A 19,839-nucleotide genomic window follows, 5' to 3' on the forward strand; every position below is an offset into this window, starting at 1 on the left:
CGTTTACTGCTCAGATGATCCGGTACCAGTCTGGTAACGTCCGTTAATGTCAACACTAAACCTTTAGGGAGATGTCGATTTTTCGGTACCTTTTCAAAGGCTTGTGGCGGATCGGGGCAGAAGATATCGGGTTGCCCCCGATCTGTAACACTACGTTGAGCGCATCAGCTTCCGAAAGGTATCAACCTCGCTTTGGATTTGCGCATCCGACGGCATGGGCATCGGTAGATCAGCTTCGCCGAGGGCTACGAGCAGCGTCGCATAATCTCTGAATTTCATCCGGCCTATGGCAACGTGACGGCTGATCTGACCGCGCGAGTAAAGGACTAGAGGGTGAGTGTCGGGGAGATCGGTCATGGATAGCGCTCCGGATATCGCGCGACACGTTCTTCTGTGATTGAGCCGTCGCCTTTGTTCTGACGCTCTTCATAGATTGCGCGAGCGGTCAGAACCGATATCCAAAGCTCCGCATCATCCGAGTCACAGGCCTCGATCACCTGCTGCTGTTCGTCTTCGGACATGTGGAGAAAGGCTTCGACCCGGTCAATCATTTCCGGCGTCGGCTGAAACGGCACATACTGCAGCCTCAATCGCTGCTTCGCTTCAGCCGAATGGAGCTTCCAGTTTTCAATCAGCGTGGTGATCATGGCAGGCTTGGTGTCCGTCATGTCAACACTCCTTCCGCCTTCAGCACACATCGACCGGTCAACTGAATGGGGAGTCTACGGCAACCTATGATGATTTAAAACAGGGTGAGAATATACTGATTTAGGCTGCGTTAGATTATGTCACTAATGGCATATTTGTTTCTGGATATGTCTCAGGGGGCATATCAATCTCTCGGAAGCTTCCCTACGAGCCACTGCGAGTTTCCGCGTGCGCCACACTTTGAGCAGCTCAAGCGCGAGCCCAAGCTGCCGATGTAAACACCCTTACCGTACTTCCTCGCGATCTCCCATCGATCTACCATCGCCTTGTGCCCGCATGCCCGGCATCGGCAGCCGAGCGCGTAGAATTCAGGCAGCATTTCGAGCGTCGTATAGATCAGCTGGCCTGCATCTGAGACATCCGGCAGGAGATCGACACCCCGACGATGTTTCATCACAGCCTCCGAAACCAGGAATTCGTTCCTCATTTGTTCCGAATCAATGAAATGGTCAAGCCCGGATGACCATTTATATATCGTGGACTATCAATCACGAACGCGTGATCAAAACTCGTTGACGAACGCTGAGAATCGCTAGTTTTTCAATCCGGTGATCAATCTGTGATCGAAACGCCTGAAAACGGCTAAATCCCGTCAACGGAATTAGCTAAAAAGACCAATAGTTTCAGGATATTAGAATGTGGTGCCCCCGGCAGGGTTCGAACCCGCGACCCCCTGATTACAAATCAGGTGCTCTACCAACTGAGCTACAAGGGCAATGCGGGGTGTGTATGCGGAAAACTTTCTGCCGTAAAGCAAAAAATCAGGCCAAGGTTAGCACAAATGGTGAATGATGCGCCGCAATGCATTTCAGGCTCAATTTTCCCGCCGAACTGAATTGCCGCCTAACGGCTTGTCGTTGCTGTCTGTTGTCATGTACGACTGACGCCAATCGTCAACAGGGCCAGCCATGTCTCGCACCTTCCGGTCGCTTTCCTTCATCGCCTCTGGCACCGAAGAGGCTCAGGCTTCGAGAGAGGCCCTGATTCGCCTCTATGGTGACACGACCCCGACCGATGCCGATGTGATCGTCGCGCTGGGCGGAGACGGCTTCATGCTGCAGGTCCTGCATGACACGATGAACAGCGGCAAGCTGATTTACGGCATGAATCGTGGATCAGTTGGTTTTCTGATGAATGATTTTTCCGTCGAACAGTTGCATGAGCGAATCGGTGCAGCAGTGGAAAACGAATTCCACCCGCTGAAGATGACGACAACCAATGCTGACGGGTCGATCTCCTTCGCCCTCGCCATCAACGAAGTCTCTCTCTTGCGGCAGTCCTATCAGGCAGCCAAGATCCGGGTGCTGATCGACGGGCGCGTGCGGCTGGAAGAACTGATCTGCGACGGGCTTATGGTGGCAACTCCAGTCGGTTCGACGGCCTACAACCTTTCGGCCCATGGCCCGATCCTGCCGCTTGAGGCGCCGCTGCTGGCATTGACGCCTGTCAGCGCATTCAGGCCCCGGCGTTGGCGTGGCGCCCTCCTGCCCGATAAGGTGACCGTTGTGCTCGAAGTGCTGGAGCCGGAGAAACGACCGGTGAACGCGGTCGCGGATCATAACGAGGTCAAGTCTGTGCTGCGGGTCGAAATTGCCCAATCCGAGGAGACGACCGCCCGCATTCTGTCGGATCCGGGACGCTCCTGGTCCGATCGGATCATCGCCGAACAGTTTTCCGGCTGAGGTTTCAAGTTTGAGGTTTTCGATGCGACGCGTCCTTTCCGCTGCCGCCCTTGTGCTGTTGATGTCCGCCCCGGTGTCCATAGCCGAGGATATCGACCAATTGCCGGTGACAGCCACCTTCGTGGTCAGCGGCGGCTTCTGGCAGGCAGGCCCCGAAGGCTTACCGCTTGCCGGCGTTGGCACGACAGCGACGGGCAGCGGTTACTACAAGCTGGTCGCCATTCGCCAGCCAGATCGCACGGCGCGGGTCTTTTTGCAGATGGTCAGCGCGGGTGAGGCCGGCCCGAAACTCGTCGAGAGCGTGGAACTGGAAGAATTCACCGCGATCCGGCCTTATGTCACCGGCATCCAGCCCGAAAGCATGACTGGCGTCGCGGGAACGCCCGGCTTTTTTGCCACCGTCTATCTGAGGACCGATCCGCAGAGCGAGCGCGTCGAGGAATGGACAGTGCTGATCGACGATCTCGGAGACATCAGGGTCGAGCGGGCGAGCAATTGACCCACCTGCTCTTCTGACAGCTTTCGCTGATAGCCGATCGAAACAAAAGAAAAAAAGGCGGGGCGCCTCGGCACCCCGCCTTCTCTTCATCCATAACCCAGTTTCTCTGCCCTTCAGTCGATGTCTGCGACTTCCGATGCCTTGCCGCTGATCCGGTGAGCAAGGGCGGCCTCCATGAACTCGTTCAGTTCGCCGTTCAAAACGCTGTCCGGATCGGTGCTTTCAACACCGGTGCGCAGGTCCTTCACCAGCTGGTACGGCTGCAGAACGTAAGAGCGGATCTGATGGCCCCAACCGATATCCGTCTTGGAGGCGGCTTCGGCATTGGCTGCCTCTTCACGCTTCTTCAGCTCGACTTCGTAAAGGCGGGCGCGCAACATATCCCAAGCCTTGGCGCGGTTCTTGTGCTGCGAGCGTTCCTGCTGGCAGGCAACTGCGATACCGGTTGGAATATGCGTGATACGCACGGCCGAGTCTGTGGTGTTGACGTGCTGACCACCCGCACCGGACGAACGATAGGTGTCGATGCGGCAGTCGCTTTCGTTGATCTCGATCTGGATCGAGTCGTCGACCACTGGGTAAACCCAGATCGACGAAAAGGACGTGTGGCGGCGCGCATTCGAATCGTAGGGCGATATGCGGACCAAGCGGTGAACGCCCGATTCCGTTTTCATCCAACCATAAGCATTGTGGCCCTTGACCAGAATGGTCGCAGACTTGATGCCGGCTTCTTCGCCATCGTGCACTTCCAGCACTTCCACCTTGAAGCCCGAGCGCTCGGCCCAGCGGGTATACATGCGCAGAAGCATGTTCGCCCAGTCCTGGCTCTCCGTGCCGCCGGCGCCGGAATGGACTTCGACATAGGTGTCATTGCCATCGGCTTCGCCAGACAGCATGGCCTCGACCTGACGCCGTGCAGCTTCGGTCTTGAGTGCCTTGAGCTGGTCCTCGGCATCCTTGATGACCGATTCGTCGCCCTCTTCCTCGCCCATCTCGATCAGCTCGATGTTGTCCTTCATCGCCTGTTCGAGACGCTTGACGCCTGCAATGCTATCATCCAGCTGCTGGCGCTCGCGCATCAGCTTCTGGGCTTCCTGGGCATCATTCCAGAGGTTGGGATCCTCTGCCTTGTTGTTCAACCAGTCCAGTCGTCTTATCGCCTGATCCCAGTCAAAGATGCCTCCTCAGCAGGCTTATGGCCTGCTTGATTTCGTCGACTACGTTCTCGATTTCGTTGCGCATGCGTCCGGTCTCAACCTCGTGGCAGCTGGTGAAAAAATCTGGCCCTCGCATAGTTGCGCCCGGCCCTGATGTAAAGGGCCGGGTCATCGCGAGAGGTCTCGAAGGATCAGAAGAGGCCGCCGGATCCCGAGGTCACGGCCTGGTTCGCCTGGGGCGATTCGCGCAGGATTTCTTCCGGCGGCGCATAGCCGTCCATGCCGATGACCGAGAGCGTATCGGCCGGACCGGTGCCGGGCTTGAAGGCTTCGATGATCGTATCCGGTTCGCCTTCGAGCGCGAACATGCCCGTCGTACGGTTGACGGCGATGAAGCTCATGCCTTCCGGTACGAAGAACTTCCCAGGAGGCGTGTTGGCCGTCGCCTTCTGCATGAAATCGTTGAAGATCGGGGCGGCCAGCGAACCACCGGTCGAGCCACGGCCAAGCGGGGCCGGTGTATCGAAGCCGATATAGACGCCGGCAACCAGATCCGGCGTATAGCCGACGAACCACGCGTCCTTCTCGTCATTCGAGGTACCGGTCTTGCCTGCGACCGGGCGGTCGAGCTTGATCTTGCCGGCTGCCGTTCCACGCGTGATGACACCTTCCATCATCGAGGTAATCTGGTAGGCGGTCATCGGGTCGAGAACCTGGTCACGGTTGTCAACGACAACAGGCTCTTCCTGTCCGGCAAAACGATCGGCATTGCAGGTCTGGCAGATCTGGTCTTCATGGCGGAAGATGGTCTTGCCGTGGCGGTCCTGGATACGGTCGATGAGGGTCGGCTTGATCTGCTTGCCACCATTGGCAAAGACGGCATAGGCCGAGACCATGCGCAGCACCGTCGTTTCGCCGGAGCCCAGCGACATCGATAGCACCGGGTTCATCTTGTCATAGACACCGAAGCGCTCGGCATATTCGGCAACGAGGTTCATGCCCATGTCGTTGGCAAGGCGCACCGTCATGAGGTTTCGCGACTTTTCGATCCCCATGCGCAGCGTCTGGGGACCGGCCGAGCCGCCACCATAGTTCTGCGGACGCCAGACCTCGCCACCGGCGACGAACTCGACCGGCGCATCGAGGATGACGGAGGCCGGCGTATAGCCGGTATCGAGTGCTGCGGCATAGACGAACGGCTTGAACGAAGAGCCCGGCTGGCGCATCGCCTGCGTCGCACGGTTGAACTCCGACTGGGCATAGGAGAAGCCGCCGGCTACGGCCAGAACGCGCCCCGTATGTGGGTCCATCGCAACAATGCCGCCCTGAACACGGGGGAGCTGGCGTAGGCGATAGCGGTTGCTGCCCTCTTCCACTTGCTGCACATAGACGACATCACCAGCAGACAGAACGCCTTCAGGCGACTTGGCGGACTTGCGATCCGGATCGGCAGAGCGATAGGCCCATTCCATGTCCTTTGGCGCGATACGCGCCCGCTCCCGGTCTCCAAGCACCCTGCCCCCGGCTTCCTTGGCAGGCTGCAAGCCAATATCAACGCCATCGGAGGAAGCGTCGAGCACGACCGCGACCTTCCATTCCGGCACATCGGACAGAGCCGGAACGTCGGCAAGCGGAACACCCCAATCGCCATCCATCGGGATCTTCTTCACCGGGCCGCGGAAACCGCGGCGCTGGTCGTAGGTCAGCAGCGCGGACTGCAGTGCAGACCGGGCGGCCTTCTGCATGTCAGGATCAAGCGAGGTGCGCACGGACAGGCCACCCTCGTAGAGAGCCTCGTCGCCGTAGCGCTCGATCAGCTGACGACGGACTTCCTCGGAGAAGTAATCGGACGCAAAAAGATAGGAACCGGTGCGGCGAAGATTGACGCCGAGTGGCTGCTTCTTGGCCTCTTCCCCTTCGTCGCGCGCGACGAAACCGTTTTCCACCATTCGGTCGATAACCCAGTTGCGGCGCTCAAGCGCTGCTGCCTCGCGGCGGAACGGATGATAATTGGCCGGCCCCTTGGGTAGGGAGGCGAGATAGGCCGTTTCGGCGATCGTCAGTTCGGTGACCGACTTGTCAAAATAAGTCAGCGCCGCACTGGCGATACCATAGGAATTCAGTCCGAAGAAAATCTCATTCAGATAGAGCTCAAGGATCTTGTCCTTCGAATAGGCCTGCTCGATACGGAAGGAGAGAATGGCTTCCTTGACCTTGCGGTCCATGGTCTGGTCGGCGCTCAGAAGAAAGTTCTTCGCCACCTGCTGGGTGATCGTCGACGCACCGACCGGGCGGCGGCCGGAGCCGAAATTCTGCAGGTTGACCAGAATAGCGCGACCAAGGCCGGTAATGTCGACGCCGGGGTGGTTGTAGAAATTCTTGTCTTCAGCCGAAAGGAAGGCAGCCTTCACCCGGTCGGGGATGGCCTGAATTGGAAGGAACAGGCGGCGTTCGCGGGCATATTCCGCCATCAGCGCGCCGTTGCCGGCATGGATACGCGTGGTCACTGGCGGTTCGTAACTCGCCAACACCTCGAAGTCCGGCAAGTCGCGGCTGACGCCGTGCAGATAGACGGCAACGGCTGCCGCCACGCACAGTGCCAGAACGGATGCCAATCCGAAGAGATATCCAATCAGTCTGATCATGTTTCCGCTACCGGGTCCGACTTCAGGTACAGCGCGCCGCCATCAGCTTTGCACATCCCGTGGCGTTTTGCACGTCGCGCCATGGATGACAAGACGGTCAAAGCGCCGGACGAGCTTGCGATTCACCGCTGGCCGCCATCAGGGTTCGAGGAAACGGGGTGCGGTCACAATGTGAGGAAAATAGGGCGTTCCGGCCAAGCGGCAAAGCGAAGCACCGGAAGGCGCGCCGCAGTCCACAGCTGGCTGGACATGTGGATCAACCGCCGTTGACCATCAGTGGCGCCCGATAGCGCCGGATGGCCTCGACGAGGAGGTCGGCGACCTTGTCCCGCCACTTGTCATCGAGCAGCAGTTTCTCGTCCTCCTTATTGGAGAGGAATCCAAGCTCGAGCAGAATGGACGGCACATCCGGGGCCTGCAGCACGCGGAAACCCGCATGGCGGTGGGGATTGTTGATGAGCGAGATCTGCCCCTCGAAGGACTGGACCACCGCCTGCGCCATCGAGATCGAAAACGCCTGCGTTTCCCGCCGTGTCAGGTCGAGCAGGATGTCGTTGACCTCTGCCGTTTCGGTTGGAAGGGCGACGCCGCCGATCGCATCGGAAAGGTTTTCGCGCTCGGCAAGCTGCGCGGCCGTATGGTCGGACGCCTTGTCGGAGATCGTGTAGACGGTCGCGCCACGGGTATCGGCCTGGCGAAGCGTATCGGCGTGGAGGGAGATCAGGAGATCAGCCCCCTGGCGACGCGCAATCAGCACGCGCTCGGACAGAGACAGGAACCGATCGTCGCTGCGGGTCAGGACTGCGCGAATGCCCGCTTCGCCCGACAATCGCTCATGCAAGGATTTGGCAAAGGCAAGCGTGATCTCTTTTTCAGCGGTGCGGGTTCCAGCTCCCGTGGCGCCCGCATCGATGCCACCATGCCCCGCATCGATGGCGATCACAAATTCGTGCGACGGCTCGACAGCGACCTCGTCGGTGACGCTTGGAGCATCATCGGCACTCCAGGCCTGCGTCTTGACCAGTTCAGCAAACTCCTCAGCTGGCACCAATTCCGCATCCAGGACGAGACGGTAACCGTTACCCTCGTCATTGGCCCTGACGTCCGAAACAACGAAACGGGCGGGGCGTGCGGCCGTCAGCACGATGCGGGCAGATTGATGATCGACAGAGCCGTAGCGAATGTCGCTGAACAACCCGGTCGCCCCAAGGCTTCCCTCATCGAAGGCAAAGGCGGTGGCGGGCAGATCAACCACAATCCTGTCCGGATGGGCGATGTAGCGCAGCGCGACATCAGGCCGACCGTCAAAATCTATGACGATTCGTGTGCGGGCATCGTCTCCAGCGATGCGGGCGGCATAGGCCACCAACGGAGCAGATGCACTCGCCTCAGCCTTTGCCTCGTCAACCGCCATTGCGGGCGCGAAGCTCCCCTGCCCCAGCGACATGGCAATGACGGTTAATACGATTCGAAATTTTCGCCCCACAAGGTTCACCATCGCCCCACTCGTGCTCGTGACCAAGGCCGCTTCCAGTCTTTTCCTCAAGGTCTCAGTGACCGCCATCACAAAAGCGAAATTCAAAGATGTCGCTCAGCCTGCAGGCCCCATCGACCGATTGTGACCGAAACATGACTGCAAAATCACGTCATTCAGCACAGCCAGAAAGCGAATCGTGGCGCCTGAGCCACCCCGTCTAATCGACTGCCTTTACGGCGTAAATCCGTTTGCTCTTGCTATTGTGAAGGATAATACATACAACGCAAGCGAGGGATAAGAGTGCAAACGGGATAGGATTTCCGTCACGGCTGCCAACCTCAGACAATGGATTTGGCGCCTGTCCAACGGGAAGTTCATCCGCCGTCGTCGCACTCTGTCCTGAAACTGGTTCAACACGCCGGCAATGCCGGCACCCAACGGTGGGTTTCCACCAACGGCTCTTCAAGAGCATTCATCGGATCCCAGGCGGATCCATATCATAGTCGTAGACGTACGGTTTTCGATGTTGTTGCGGCAGGTTGACATAGTCACGAACGGACCGGGATCAATTGATTTCCCGATGCCCGTGCGGTCGCCGCAAACCCTGTTCCCCGTGCGTTTCCTTTCTTATCCGTCGCATCGTTTGCCAGGGGCCCGCCGCTTTGTTCAGAGCGCGGCTGGGTCACCGAACGAATGCGCCGAGGAGCAAAGCTTAAATGGCAGACAAAATGCTTATCGACGCGTCTCACGAAGAAGAGACCCGCGTTGTCGTCGTCCGCGGTAACCGCATCGAAGAATTCGATTTCGAATCCCAACACAAGAAGCAGATCCGGGGCAATATCTATCTGGCAAAGGTAACGCGGGTCGAACCCTCGCTACAGGCCGCTTTCGTTGATTACGGCGGCAATCGCCACGGCTTCCTCGCCTTTGCCGAAATTCACCCGGACTATTACCAGATCCCGCTCGCCGACCGTCAGGCACTTCTTCGAGCCGAGGCCGAAGAACACCGCCGGGAAAACGACGTCGAAGGCGACGAGATCCTGAGCAGCGATCCTGCCCTTCAGGACCAGCCAGACATTCAGCCCGCAATGCCAGCTCCGGCGCCAGTCGTCGCCGAGGTTGAAGTTGCGGACGAAGCCGTTTCGGACGAAGCAACTGTGGTCGAGGCTGTCGCCGAAGAGGCGGCTTCAGACGAGACTGCACCGAAGGCCAAGGCCAAGCGGGTTCGCAAGCCCCGCGCCAAGAAGGCAGCCGCCACAGACGAAGCCGCAACGGAGGCCGGCGACGAAACCGAAGGCGACGACGACGCCAAGGGCGGCACCATTGCAGCCATGGTCGACATGGACGAAGTTTCCGAGGAAGCTGGCGGCCGTCGCGGTCGGGGCCGCGACGATGACGATGATGGCGACGATGACGAAGACGGCCACATCGAAGAAAAGGAAGAAATCGAATCCGTCGGCGCCGAAGACGCCATGGAAGAGGTTCCGGATCGCGTCGTGCGCAAGCCGCGCAAGCAGTATCGCATCCAGGAAGTGATCAAGCGCCGGCAGATCCTGCTGGTTCAGGTCGCCAAGGAAGAACGCGGCAACAAGGGTGCCGCTCTCACCACCTATCTGTCGCTTGCCGGCCGCTACTCGGTTCTGATGCCGAACACGGCACGGGGCGGCGGCATTTCCCGCAAGATCACCAACCCGACCGACCGCAAGCGTCTCAAGGAGATTGCCCGTGGTCTCGAAGTGCCGCAGGGCATGGGCGTGATCCTGCGCACGGCCGGTGCCAACCGCACCAAGGTCGAGATCAAGCGCGACTTCGAATATCTGATGCGCCTGTGGGAAAATGTCCGCACGTTGACGCTTGCCTCGACGGCGCCCTGCCTCGTCTATGAAGAAGGATCGCTGATCAAGCGGTCGATCCGCGACCTTTACAACAAGGACATTTCCGAGATCGTCGTCTCGGGCGAAGAAGGCTATCGCGAAGCGAAAGACTTCATGAAGATGCTGATGCCGAGCCATGCCAAGGTGGTTCAGCCCTATCGCGACCTGCATCCGATCTTTTCGCGCTCGGGCATCGAAGGCCAGCTCGACAAGATGCTGCAGCCGCAGGTGACGCTGAAGTCCGGTGGCTACATCATCATCAACCAGACCGAAGCGCTGGTGTCGATCGACGTCAATTCGGGTCGTTCGACCCGCGAATACTCGATCGAGGACACGGCTCTCCAGACCAACCTCGAAGCGGCGGAAGAAGTGGCACGTCAGCTGCGCCTGCGCGACCTGGCTGGCCTGATCGTCATCGACTTCATCGACATGGAAGAAAAGCGCAACAACCGCGCCGTCGAGAAGAAACTGAAAGATTGCCTGAAGAACGACCGCGCCCGCATTCAGGTTGGTCGCATCTCGCATTTCGGCCTTCTGGAAATGTCGCGTCAGCGCATTCGCGCCTCGGTGCTGGAATCAACGACCCAGGTCTGCCCGCACTGCCAGGGCACCGGCCTGATCCGCTCGCAGTCCTCCGTGGCCCTGCATGTTCTGCGCGGTGTCGAAGAGTTCCTGCTCAAGAGCACGACGCATGACATCATCGTGCATTCGACACCGGAAACGGCGCTCTACCTGCTCAATCAGAAGCGCGACACCATCGTCGACTATGAAGGCCGCTTCGGCGTTTCCATCGTGATTGATGCCGGCATGCCGGCTCAGCATGGCGGCGCTCAGCACTTCACCATCGAGCGCGGCGAGGCCGTTGCCAATCCGGTGAAGATCGAGAGCCTGATGTCGCTGATGCCGGAACCGGAAGAGGACGACTACGTTCCAGAGCCGGAGGACGAAGACGAAGAAGACGTCATCGTTGCAGCAACCGAGGTTGCCGCACCGGCAGCCGCCGCTGCTGCAAACGGCAATGGTGGTGGCGACGATCAGCAGGGACGCAAGCGCAAGCGCCGTCGCCGCCGTCGCGGCAAGAACGGCCAGGGTCCGAACGGGCAGCAGCTGTCGGAAGAGAATGGCGCAGACGCCGGTGGTGACGATGAGGATGACGACGCTGAGGACGGCGACGCCACCGAGACCGAAGCCGAAGTTAGCGCAGACGCTGCCCAGAACGGTGACGAAGAAAGCCAGAAGCGCAAGCGCCGTCGTCGTGGCAAGCGTGGCGGCCGTCGCAACCGCACTGACGAGGAAGCCTCTGGCCAGATCGCCGAAGGCGAAGGCGATACGGACGATGCTGCCGAGACCGAAGATGCATCGGAAGACGGCGAAGCCCCTGTTGAAACGGAAATGACGACCGAAACGGCCGACGTCGCCGAGACCGCAGAAGCGGCCCCGGCACCCAAGCCGCGCCGGACACGTAAGGCCAAGACACCGGTAGCCGTCGAAGTTGCTGCAACCGAAGCCGAGACCGTCGCTGAACAGGTCACGCTCGAAAAAGCAGCCGAAGCCGTGGAAGCGCAAGCCGTCGTCGTGGCTGAAGCTGCAGCAGCCATCGTCGAGACAACAAATGTCGAGGAAACGGCTGAGGAGCCCGTTCGGGCGAACCGCGCGGCAAGTGCTGCACCGCAGGAGCCGCTCGTCACTTCGACACGCACGACCGAGGAAAACCCTGATGCGCCGAAGCCCAAGAAGGGTGGCTGGTGGCAGAAGCGCGGCTTCTTCTGAGACGCAGAGACTAAACCCTGACTTTGAAAGGCCCTGCTCATCGCGCGGGGCCTTTTTTTCGTTTAATCAAGATTTCGGTAGATCACCGTCGGAGAATGCATCCTTGCCGTTCGGCCGCCATCGCTGCATCACCAGTGTCGGCTCATCCATGAAGACCGCCGTGTGCAGAAACTGGTAGCCGAGTTTTTCGGCAATGCGGATTGAGGCTTTGTGTTCCGGATCGAAGATGCAGACGGAGCGATCTGCGATTGCCCTCTCGTCGATCCAGGCTTGGGCTGCCAGCATGGCCTCCGTTGCCAGACCTCGTCCATGGGCCTGCCTGGCCAGGACCCAACCCGCCTCCGGGAAGGGACCGAGCGGCGGGACGATGTCGCGCTGAAAATCGGCAAAGCCGACATCCCCTATATAGGCCCCGGACTGACGCTCTTCGACGGCCCAGTAACCGAAACCCAGCAACTTCCAGTGACCCGCATAGCGCAGGAGACGTGACCAGGTTTCCGAGCGCGTCGACGGACGACCGAGGATGAAGCGGCAGATTTCCTTGTCGCTCCACAGATCAGCCATGGCCTCAAAATCCTCGATCCTGTGCGCCCTTAGCAGCAAGCGTTCGGTCAGGATCTCGGGGGCGATGGGAGAAACTCTGCTCGGCATGACATCTCCTTAAAACAGGATCACAACCCGGAATCCTCCTTTTGCATTGCATCAGGAAAGCGAAACAAAAATCTGAAATATATAGATATCTCTCTAAATCCCAAAACCCCTAAACGGCTCGCGGCAGCCAGGCTTCGAGGCGTGCCGTTGCCTCGACCATATCCTGCATACTGCCGGCATAGGATAGGCGCATCGCCAGGTGACCATCCACAGGATCAAAATCGCGACCGGGCGTGACGGCGACATCCGTCTCGACGAGAATACGCTTTGCCAGCTGCATACTGTCATTGGTGAAGCGCGAGGCGTCGACATAGGCGTAGAAGGCGCCGTCCATTGGAGAGAGCAGTGGCAGACCGAGCTCTGGCAGTCGCTGCATCAGAAAATCGCGGTTGGCGCTGCAGGCAGCCTTGTAGTGCTCCAATTCGTCCGTTGCGCTGAGCGCTGCGAGCGCCGCGATCTGCGACAATTCGGGCGCAGAGATATAGAGGCTCTGGGCGAGGCATTCGATCGGGCGAACGAGTTCCGCCGGGACCACCATCCAGCCGATCCGCCAGCCGGTCATGCAGTAATACTTGGAGAAGGAGTTGATGATGACAGCGTCATCACCGATCTCCAGTGCCGTGACTTCCTCGGCTCCATAGGTCAGGCCATGATAGATCTCGTCCGAGATCAGCGTGATCCCCTCGCCCTTACAGTAGTCATAGACAGATTTCAGCTGCTTACCGGTGGTGACTGTACCGGTCGGATTGGCGGGGCTTGCCAGAAGCACGCCCTTGAGACGTATTCCAGCTTCGGCCTGGGTCCGCTCCAGGCTTTCGGGCGTCAGCGTGTAACCGGTCTCGGGGCCAACGGGCACTTCGATAACGCGAAGACCAAGGGCGGCCAGGATGCTGCGATAGGCGGGATAACCCGGCCTGGCGATTGCGACGGCGTCGCCCGCATCAAATAGCGCCAGGAAGGCAAGGTTGAAGCCGGCCGACGAACCGGTCGTGACGACCACCCGGTTCCAGTCCAGCGCGACGCCGTGACGGCGGCCGTATTCGACCGCCAATGCCTTTCGCAGTTCGGTCAACCCAAGCGCGTCGGTATAGCCGATACGTCCGGCGTCGAGTGCCGAACGCGCAGCGGCAAGCGCCGCCTGCGGGGCTGGATGTCCGGGCTGACCGACGGCCATTGAGATCACTGGCCGCCCTTCCTGGCGTCGACGGGTGGCTTCGGCCAGAATGTCCATGGCATGAAAGGGCTCGACGGCACTGCGTTTGGAGATGGAAATCAAGGGAACGGGCTCCGCGGATGTGATTGCGCCTGACATTTGCCGCAAAGTGGCTTTCATCACAAGAAAAGACCCGGGATCGCGACAACAAAGCAAATTTACTTGTCTCGCCAAACCGATCGTTTACGCAAGGGGCTTAAGGCTCGAGCAGAGGCGGCTTTCCTCGCCGCAACAACAGATGAGGTTGAACATGGCCCTGAACTTCAAGATGATCGCTGCCACCACTGTGGCGCTCCTGCCGTTCATGCTGCCCGTGGCGGCCCATGCGCTGGACGATGCCCAGAAGAAGGAGTTCGGCGCATTCATCCGTGAATACTTGCTGGAGAACCCGGAAGTGCTGGTCGAAGCCCAGCAGGCCCTGCAGGAAAAGCAGGAAACCGCGCGGATGAAACAGGCAAAGGTCGCAGTCTCGTCCAATACCGACAAGATCTTCAAGTCGACCTATGATGTGGCGATCGGCAACCCCAAGGGCGACGTGACCGTGGTCGAGTTTTTCGACTATAATTGCGGTTATTGCCGGCGCGCCCATGCAGACATGGAAGCCGTGCTCGAGCAGGACAAGAATATTCGGTATGTCCTGAAGGAATTCCCGATCCTCGGCCCTGACTCGGAAGCCGCCCACAAGGTGTCCGACGCCTTCCGCAAACTCTCGCCTGAGAAATATGGTGACTTTTTCCGCGCCATGATGACGTCCGAAGGACGCGCATCGGAAGAAAGCGCCATTGCGATCGCATCGGATCTGGGTGTCAGCGAGGAAAAGATCCGGGCCAAGATGGCCGAGAGCCCGAATACAGCCTCCGTCGAGGAGACATATCGCCTTGCCGCCGACCTCGGCATTACCGGCACCCCGTCTTACGTCATCGGAGACGAGATGTTGCCGGGCGCCGTTGGCACGGCTGCGCTGTCCGAGAAGCTCGGCAATGTCCGCTCCTGTGGTCAGGCGACCTGCTAATCCTGAAGGGTTTGGCCAGATTCAGCCAGCGCTTTGGGGATTTCCGGGGAAGGTCTGCCTAGGAAATCGGCGAAGGGCTTTCCCTGCAAGGGCTGCCGGTCTATAGGAAGCCGTGAAAAGTCGACGGTAGGATAGATGAGCAAGACCTTATTCGTTCTCAACGGTCCCAATCTGAACATGCTCGGCAAGCGCGAACCGGGTATCTATGGCGGTAAGACGCTTGCCGATATCGAGGCCGATTGCCTTGCATTCGGCCAGGAATTCGGATTCCAGGTCGACTTTCGCCAATCCAATCACGAAGGCGACCTCGTCGGCTGGCTGCACGAGGCGGGCGAGAAGGCGGCGGGTGTCGCGATCAATGCCGGCGCCTATACGCATACATCTGTCGCCCTGCATGACGCCATTCGCGCCATATCACCCGTGCCGGTCATCGAGGTTCATATCTCGAACGTGCATGCACGCGAAGAATTTCGCCACAAATCGCTGATAGCGCCGGCATGCAAGGGCGTGATCTGCGGTTTCGGCCCCTTGAGCTACATCCTGGCGCTTCAGGCGCTGAAGACCATCACGCAATAACAAGAATACAGGACACCCAATCCATGGCTGACAAGAAAACGGGTATCGACCAGGCCCTGATCCGAGACCTCGCGAACATCCTCAAGGATACCGACCTCACCGAGATCGAAGTCGAACAGGACGACATGCGCATCCGCGTATCGCGCAACGGCAACACCCCGATGATGATGCCGCAGATGCCCTCGTTCAACTTCCAGGCCCCGGCCGCTGCTCCTGCCCCCGTTGCTGCCGCTCCGGCCGCTGCTGCTGCCGCACCGGCTGGCCGCGACCTCTCCAAGGCCGTGACCGCTCCCATGGTCGGCACCGTGTACCTGTCTCCGGCGCCAGGCTCGCGTCCCTTCGTTGAAGTCGGCTCGACGGTCAAGGAAGGCCAGACGCTTCTGATCATCGAAGCCATGAAGACCATGAACCAGATCCCCTCGCCCAAGTCCGGCAAGATCGTCGAGATCATCATCGACGACGCGAGCCCGGTCGAATACGGCGAGCCTCTGGTTATCATCGAGTAAGCCGATGAGTGGTATCTCGAAGATCCTCATCGCAAACCGCGGCGAAATCGCGCTGCGCGTGCTGCGCGCCTGCAAGGAACTCGGCATCGCAACCGTTGCCGTGCATTCCACCGCAGACGCCAATGCCATGCATGTGCGCCTTGCCGACGAAAGCGTGTGCATCGGCCCTCCGCCGTCACGCGACAGCTATCTGAACATTCACCAGATCGTTGCCGCCTGTGAAATCACCGGCGCCGATGCAGTGCATCCGGGCTACGGCTTCCTGTCGGAAAACGCCAAGTTTGCCGATATCCTTGACGCCCATGGCATCACCTTTATCGGACCGACGGCGGAGCACATCCGCCTGATGGGCGACAAGATCACGGCCAAGAAGACCGCGGTCGAACTCGGCATTCCCGTTGTTCCGGGTTCGGACGGCGAAGTCTTGCCAGAGAATGCGCTGGAAATCGCTCGGCAGATCGGTTTCCCGGTTCTGATCAAGGCAACCGCCGGCGGCGGTGGCCGCGGCATGAAGGTGGCGAAGACCGAGGCCGAGCTGGAAGAGGCCGTTTCGACCGCCCGCTCCGAAGCGCTCGCCGCCTTCGGCAACGACGCCGTCTACATGGAAAAATACCTCGGCAAGCCGCGTCATATCGAAGTGCAGGTCGTCGGCGACGGTTTCGGCAATGCGATCCATCTCGGTGAACGCGACTGCTCTCTGCAGCGCCGCCACCAGAAGGTCTGGGAAGAAGCAAACTCCCCTGCCCTTAACGTCGAGCAGCGCATGAAGATCGGCCAGATCTGCGCTGACGCCATGAAGAAGATGAAGTACCGGGGCGCCGGCACGATCGAATTCCTCTACGAAAACGGCGAGTTCTATTTCATCGAAATGAACACCCGTCTGCAGGTTGAGCATCCGATCACCGAAGCCATCACCGGCATCGACCTCGTGCATGAACAGATCCGCGTTGCCTCGGGTGCAGGCCTCTCGGTCACGCAGGACGAGATCGTCTTTTCCGGTCACGCCATCGAATGCCGCATCAATGCCGAGGATCCGCGCACCTTCGTGCCCTCGCCCGGCACGATCACGCATTTCCATGCACCCGGCGGTCTGGGCGTTCGCGTCGATTCGGGCGCCTATGCCGGCTACAAGATCCCGCCCTACTACGACAGCCTGATCGGCAAGCTGATCGTGCATGGACGCACCCGCGTCGAATGCATGATGCGTCTCCGCCGCGTGCTGGACGAGTTCGTCGTGGACGGCATCAAGACGACGCTTCCGCTGTTCCAGGATCTCGTGTCCAACCAGGACATCGCCAATGGCGATTACGACATCCACTGGCTGGAAAAATATCTGGCCGAAACCTCGGCCTGATCTGACATGGCAGGGCGGCGCAGCAGGGATCAAGGGATTACACCGGAGCTCCTGCTGCGCGCCTACTCCATCGGGCTTTTCCCGATGTCTGATTCCGCTGATGACCCGGAACTCTTCTGGGTCGAGCCGGAACTGCGCGGGATCATCCCGCTCGATGACTTTCACGTCTCGAAAAGCCTCTCAAAGGCCATCCGCAAACAACCCTTCGATATCCGCTTCGACACCGCCTTCGACGGCGTTGTGGCCAAATGCGCGGAAGCGGCCGAAGACCGGCCGAGCACATGGATCAATCAACAGATCAAGGACCTCTACGGCGCACTGCACCGGCTCGGCCATGCCCATAGCGTAGAGGCCTGGGAGGGCGACGAGCTCGTGGGCGGCCTTTACGGCGTTTCGCTTGGCTCGGCCTTTTTCGGCGAAAGCATGTTTTCAAGGCGAACCAATGCGTCGAAGATCTGCCTAGTCCATCTGGTGGAGCGGTTGAGGGAGCGCGGGTTTACGCTGCTCGACACGCAGTTCACCACCGAGCATCTCAAGACGTTCGGGGCGGTGGATATTCCGAAAGCGGAGTATGGGATGTTGCTGGAGAAGGCGATGGAGGGGGATACGCTGCGGTTTTGAGGAGACCTTCCGATGGCTCATCATTGAAGCCTTGTCCCAACACCAAGCAGCGCCGAACGCGATTGATCAACCACCAGCCGCCCTTGTTGCTCGGAAATGAGGCGTTTAGTTTTGGACGCAGACCCTAAGTCCTGACGAAGGTTGCACCAACATCACCCCCCCACTTAAGGGTAAAAAATGACGAGATCGACTAAACCGCTTGGCATTAAGGGCTATGGAAGCACACCCCATCTGACTGGTTCACGGGTCGGCCCGGCTGATTATTCGCTGACACCCGAGCAATCGCGCCTTTTCACCCTTGGGCCTGCCAGGAGAGGAGACAGGTTCATTGTGACAGAAAAAGTGGACGGGTCGTGCGTAGCCGTTGCCAGAGTGGGTGACGAAATCCATGCGCTCAACAGAGCCGGCTATCTCGCCTTAAGTTCCCCGTATGCACTCCATCATGCATTTCATAGGTGGGTGAAGCTACGGGAGAAACTATTCCTGGACATGCTGTTGGACGGCGAGCGCATCGTTGGTGAATGGCTGCATACCGCGGCTGGAACGCGTTACGACATCGTTGATCCAGACAAGCTGTTCATTTCGTTTTCAATCATGAGGGTTCACGATCGCATCCCCTACGACAACTTCTCTAAGCGCGTAGATGAAATTGGATTGCCGCGTGTACACGTACTACAAGACGGCGGCCCTCTCACCATTGAGGCAATGTTGGATCTTCTAGGTGAGAGCGGATTTCACGGCGCCTTGGACGGGACGGAGGGAGCTGTTTGGCTGCATGAGAACGCAAACCAGTTTTCGGCAATTGCCAAATATGTGAAGCACACGAAGATCGACGGCAGATATCTGTCAGGCAATACAGGTGCAGGCGATGTTCTCAACTATTCCGGGGCCGCGTTTTGATTTTCCATACTTGATCCCTGACTAAGGATCTCGATGCCATAACGGTCTTAGGGAGAGCATGCTTCGGCACCCCGAGCGCCCTCACCACCGCCGCGCCGCCTCAATCTTCGCCACATCAATCTTCCCCATCTCCATCATTGCCTCGAAGGCCCGCTTTGCCTCCTCACCGCCGGCTCCCAGCGCCTCCGTCAGGGCGCGCGGCGTGATTTGCCAATTGACGCCCCATTTGTCCTTGCACCAGCCGCAAGCGCTCTCGCTTCCGCCATTGTCGACAATAGCGTTCCAGTAGCGGTCGGTTTCGTCCTGGTTTTCAGTCGCGATCTGGAAGGAGAAGGCTTCGGAATGTTTGAAGGCGGGGCCGCCGTTGAGGCCCAAGCAGGGGATGCCGGCCACGGTGAAGTGCACGATCAGGACGTCACCCGCCTTGCCGGAGGGATAGTCGCTCGGCGCACGCTCGACGGACTTGACGTTCGAGTCGGGAAAGACGGTTGAATAGAAGCGCGCGGCTTCTTCGGCTTCCCTGTCATACCAGATGCAAATGGTGTTTTTCGCAATGACCATAATGTCTCCTCCCAACCGCTGGACATCCCTGCATTGCACGCCTGAGCGGCGATTGCGTCAAGGGGGAATGGGCGATGGGTGGATGGAGTAGTGTGGCGGAGCCCCAAGATCCCTCAGCCCTCCCGCGCTTGGCAGAGGGCACCCAGCTTACGAGCAGGAAGAGGAGATCCGGCCAGCGTCACTCCCAACCGGAAGAGTAAGGGTCTTTGGCAATCCTCCGAGGCTCCGGGCGGCCTAAACGCTCCCCATGTAGAAAGGGATTGGAAGGGCACGTTTCTGCCCGCTTACGCGGCGTTCAGGTCTGCCGTTTCGCCGAAGCCGATGATGAGTTTGGGGCTCGACATGTCGCCGCTCTCCTCGTCCACCTGGACGGAATAGGCGGCAACGCCGATGTGGCGGGCGGACATGGCGGTGGCGATCTTTTCGGCGGCGGCAGCGCTCGAGGCCTGACGCATTTCGCCGGGCACGACGTTACCGCGGTTCTTCTTGAACGGAAGCACGATGAATTTTTCGGACAGAGACATGACGAGAACTCCTATTTGTTCTCTTCTTGTTCTCTATTGAAGCAGATGTCAACCGGCAAGTGGCCGAGCAAAAGGCAGCTTGTCCCCACCTCGAAAGACCCAGGGTGGC

General features: G+C 59.3%; 18 protein-coding genes and 1 tRNA gene. 9 read left to right on the plus strand and 10 right to left on the minus strand.

Annotated elements, in window-relative coordinates:
- Positions 1-150 precede the first annotated feature (150 nt).
- From IP76_RS14655 to IP76_RS14670, 3 genes are all read right to left on the minus strand, one after another.
- Positions 151-357 (minus strand): hypothetical protein, encoded by a 207-nt coding sequence (locus IP76_RS14655; protein ID WP_054158979.1) that lies wholly within the window; start codon positions 355-357, stop codon positions 151-153.
- Positions 354-668: a hypothetical protein gene (locus IP76_RS14660; RefSeq protein WP_054158980.1), complete on the minus strand. Its 315-nt coding sequence runs from the start codon at positions 666-668 to the stop codon at positions 354-356. The genes IP76_RS14655 and IP76_RS14660 overlap by 4 nt, the downstream gene beginning before the upstream one ends.
- 679 nt (positions 669-1,347) lie before the next feature.
- Positions 1,348-1,423, minus strand: a tRNA-Thr gene (locus IP76_RS14670).
- Positions 1,424-1,616: 193 nt separating this feature from the next.
- Here IP76_RS14670 and IP76_RS14675 point away from each other — a divergent pair.
- Together IP76_RS14675 and IP76_RS14680 are read left to right on the plus strand one after the other, a co-directional pair.
- Positions 1,617-2,390: an NAD kinase gene (locus IP76_RS14675; RefSeq protein WP_054158982.1), complete on the plus strand. Its 774-nt coding sequence runs from the start codon at positions 1,617-1,619 to the stop codon at positions 2,388-2,390.
- Between the two features lie 22 nt (positions 2,391-2,412).
- Entirely contained in the window at positions 2,413-2,889 is a 477-nt protein-coding gene (locus IP76_RS14680) for a hypothetical protein (RefSeq protein WP_054158983.1), read from the plus strand.
- Between the two features lie 113 nt (positions 2,890-3,002).
- Here the strand turns inward: IP76_RS14680 and prfB are convergent.
- From prfB to IP76_RS14695, 3 genes are all read right to left on the minus strand, one after another.
- Positions 3,003-4,131, minus strand: a protein-coding gene (prfB, locus tag IP76_RS14685) for a peptide chain release factor 2 (protein WP_197278353.1) whose coding sequence is annotated in 2 segments (ribosomal slippage) — positions 3,003-4,061 and positions 4,063-4,131 — 1,128 coding nt in all. Because the reading frame shifts where the segments join, the coding sequence is not laid out codon by codon here.
- Positions 4,132-4,237: 106 nt separating this feature from the next.
- Complete coding sequence (locus tag IP76_RS14690) at positions 4,238-6,691, minus strand: penicillin-binding protein 1A (RefSeq protein WP_054158985.1); 2,454 nt, start codon at positions 6,689-6,691, stop codon at positions 4,238-4,240.
- Positions 6,692-6,947: 256 nt separating this feature from the next.
- On the minus strand, positions 6,948-8,105 hold the full coding sequence (locus tag IP76_RS14695) for an N-acetylmuramoyl-L-alanine amidase (protein WP_245281475.1): 1,158 nt from the start codon (positions 8,103-8,105) through the stop codon (positions 6,948-6,950).
- Between the two features lie 779 nt (positions 8,106-8,884).
- Here IP76_RS14695 and IP76_RS14700 point away from each other — a divergent pair.
- Entirely contained in the window at positions 8,885-11,812 is a 2,928-nt protein-coding gene (locus tag IP76_RS14700) for a ribonuclease E/G (protein ID WP_054158987.1), read from the plus strand.
- Between the two features lie 66 nt (positions 11,813-11,878).
- On the opposite strand, the gene IP76_RS14705 is transcribed toward IP76_RS14700, so the two are convergent.
- Together IP76_RS14705 and IP76_RS14710 are read right to left on the minus strand one after the other, a co-directional pair.
- Complete coding sequence (locus tag IP76_RS14705; RefSeq protein WP_054158988.1) at positions 11,879-12,463, minus strand: GNAT family N-acetyltransferase; 585 nt, start codon at positions 12,461-12,463, stop codon at positions 11,879-11,881.
- A gap of 109 nt (positions 12,464-12,572) precedes the next feature.
- A complete protein-coding gene (locus IP76_RS14710; RefSeq protein ID WP_054159104.1) occupies positions 12,573-13,739 on the minus strand; it encodes a pyridoxal phosphate-dependent aminotransferase in 1,167 nt (388 codons plus the stop codon).
- A gap of 187 nt (positions 13,740-13,926) precedes the next feature.
- On the opposite strand from IP76_RS14710, the gene IP76_RS14715 reads away from it, so the two are divergent.
- The 6 genes from IP76_RS14715 (at position 13,927) to IP76_RS14740 (ending at position 18,645) form a co-directional block, all read left to right on the plus strand.
- Positions 13,927-14,688, plus strand: a complete 762-nt coding sequence (locus tag IP76_RS14715) for a DsbA family protein (protein WP_054158989.1) — start codon at positions 13,927-13,929, stop codon at positions 14,686-14,688.
- Between the two features lie 135 nt (positions 14,689-14,823).
- Entirely contained in the window at positions 14,824-15,264 is a 441-nt protein-coding gene (gene aroQ / locus IP76_RS14720; protein ID WP_054158990.1) for a type II 3-dehydroquinate dehydratase, read from the plus strand.
- Between the two features lie 23 nt (positions 15,265-15,287).
- The gene (accB, locus tag IP76_RS14725) at positions 15,288-15,770 is read left to right on the plus strand and encodes an acetyl-CoA carboxylase biotin carboxyl carrier protein (protein ID WP_054158991.1); all 483 of its coding nucleotides are present in this window, start codon (positions 15,288-15,290) and stop codon (positions 15,768-15,770) included.
- A gap of 4 nt (positions 15,771-15,774) precedes the next feature.
- On the plus strand, positions 15,775-17,124 hold the full coding sequence (gene accC, locus IP76_RS14730) for an acetyl-CoA carboxylase biotin carboxylase subunit (protein ID WP_054158992.1): 1,350 nt from the start codon (positions 15,775-15,777) through the stop codon (positions 17,122-17,124).
- A gap of 6 nt (positions 17,125-17,130) precedes the next feature.
- Positions 17,131-17,745, plus strand: coding sequence for a leucyl/phenylalanyl-tRNA--protein transferase (gene aat, locus IP76_RS14735; protein WP_054158993.1), 615 nt, complete (start codon positions 17,131-17,133; stop codon positions 17,743-17,745).
- A gap of 177 nt (positions 17,746-17,922) precedes the next feature.
- Entirely contained in the window at positions 17,923-18,645 is a 723-nt protein-coding gene (locus IP76_RS14740) for an RNA ligase family protein (RefSeq protein ID WP_082352551.1), read from the plus strand.
- An 81-nt stretch (positions 18,646-18,726) separates the two neighbouring features.
- Here the strand turns inward: IP76_RS14740 and IP76_RS14745 are convergent, their stop codons facing one another.
- Together IP76_RS14745 and IP76_RS14750 are read right to left on the minus strand one after the other, a co-directional pair.
- Positions 18,727-19,200, minus strand: a complete 474-nt coding sequence (locus IP76_RS14745; RefSeq protein WP_156318596.1) for a VOC family protein — start codon at positions 19,198-19,200, stop codon at positions 18,727-18,729.
- 290 nt (positions 19,201-19,490) lie between these two features.
- On the minus strand, positions 19,491-19,730 hold the full coding sequence (locus IP76_RS14750; protein WP_054158996.1) for a hypothetical protein: 240 nt from the start codon (positions 19,728-19,730) through the stop codon (positions 19,491-19,493).
- Positions 19,731-19,839: the final 109 nt, after the last annotated feature.

The sequence above is a fragment of the Rhizobium sp. AAP43 genome (genome assembly GCF_001296045.1).
Taxonomy (GTDB): Bacteria; Pseudomonadota; Alphaproteobacteria; order Rhizobiales; family Rhizobiaceae; genus Allorhizobium.

Bases quoted from the DNA above. Each gene is read 5' to 3' on its own strand.
- IP76_RS14655 (WP_054158979.1), bottom strand. From the start codon at position 357: ATGACCGATCTCCCCGACACTCACCCTCTAGTCCTTTACTCGCGCGGT.
- IP76_RS14660 (WP_054158980.1), bottom strand. From the start codon at position 668: ATGACGGACACCAAGCCTGCCATGATCACCACGCTGATTGAAAACTGG.
- IP76_RS14675 (WP_054158982.1), top strand. From the start codon at position 1,617: ATGTCTCGCACCTTCCGGTCGCTTTCCTTCATCGCCTCTGGCACCGAA.
- IP76_RS14680 (WP_054158983.1), top strand. From the start codon at position 2,413: ATGCGACGCGTCCTTTCCGCTGCCGCCCTTGTGCTGTTGATGTCCGCC.
- IP76_RS14690 (WP_054158985.1), bottom strand. From the start codon at position 6,691: ATGATCAGACTGATTGGATATCTCTTCGGATTGGCATCCGTTCTGGCA.
- IP76_RS14695 (WP_245281475.1), bottom strand. From the start codon at position 8,105: ATGGCGGTTGACGAGGCAAAGGCTGAGGCGAGTGCATCTGCTCCGTTG.
- IP76_RS14700 (WP_054158987.1), top strand. From the start codon at position 8,885: ATGGCAGACAAAATGCTTATCGACGCGTCTCACGAAGAAGAGACCCGC.
- IP76_RS14705 (WP_054158988.1), bottom strand. From the start codon at position 12,463: ATGCCGAGCAGAGTTTCTCCCATCGCCCCCGAGATCCTGACCGAACGC.
- IP76_RS14715 (WP_054158989.1), top strand. From the start codon at position 13,927: ATGGCCCTGAACTTCAAGATGATCGCTGCCACCACTGTGGCGCTCCTG.
- aroQ (WP_054158990.1), top strand. From the start codon at position 14,824: ATGAGCAAGACCTTATTCGTTCTCAACGGTCCCAATCTGAACATGCTC.
- accB (WP_054158991.1), top strand. From the start codon at position 15,288: ATGGCTGACAAGAAAACGGGTATCGACCAGGCCCTGATCCGAGACCTC.
- accC (WP_054158992.1), top strand. From the start codon at position 15,775: ATGAGTGGTATCTCGAAGATCCTCATCGCAAACCGCGGCGAAATCGCG.
- aat (WP_054158993.1), top strand. From the start codon at position 17,131: ATGGCAGGGCGGCGCAGCAGGGATCAAGGGATTACACCGGAGCTCCTG.
- IP76_RS14740 (WP_082352551.1), top strand. From the start codon at position 17,923: ATGACGAGATCGACTAAACCGCTTGGCATTAAGGGCTATGGAAGCACA.
- IP76_RS14750 (WP_054158996.1), bottom strand. From the start codon at position 19,730: ATGTCTCTGTCCGAAAAATTCATCGTGCTTCCGTTCAAGAAGAACCGC.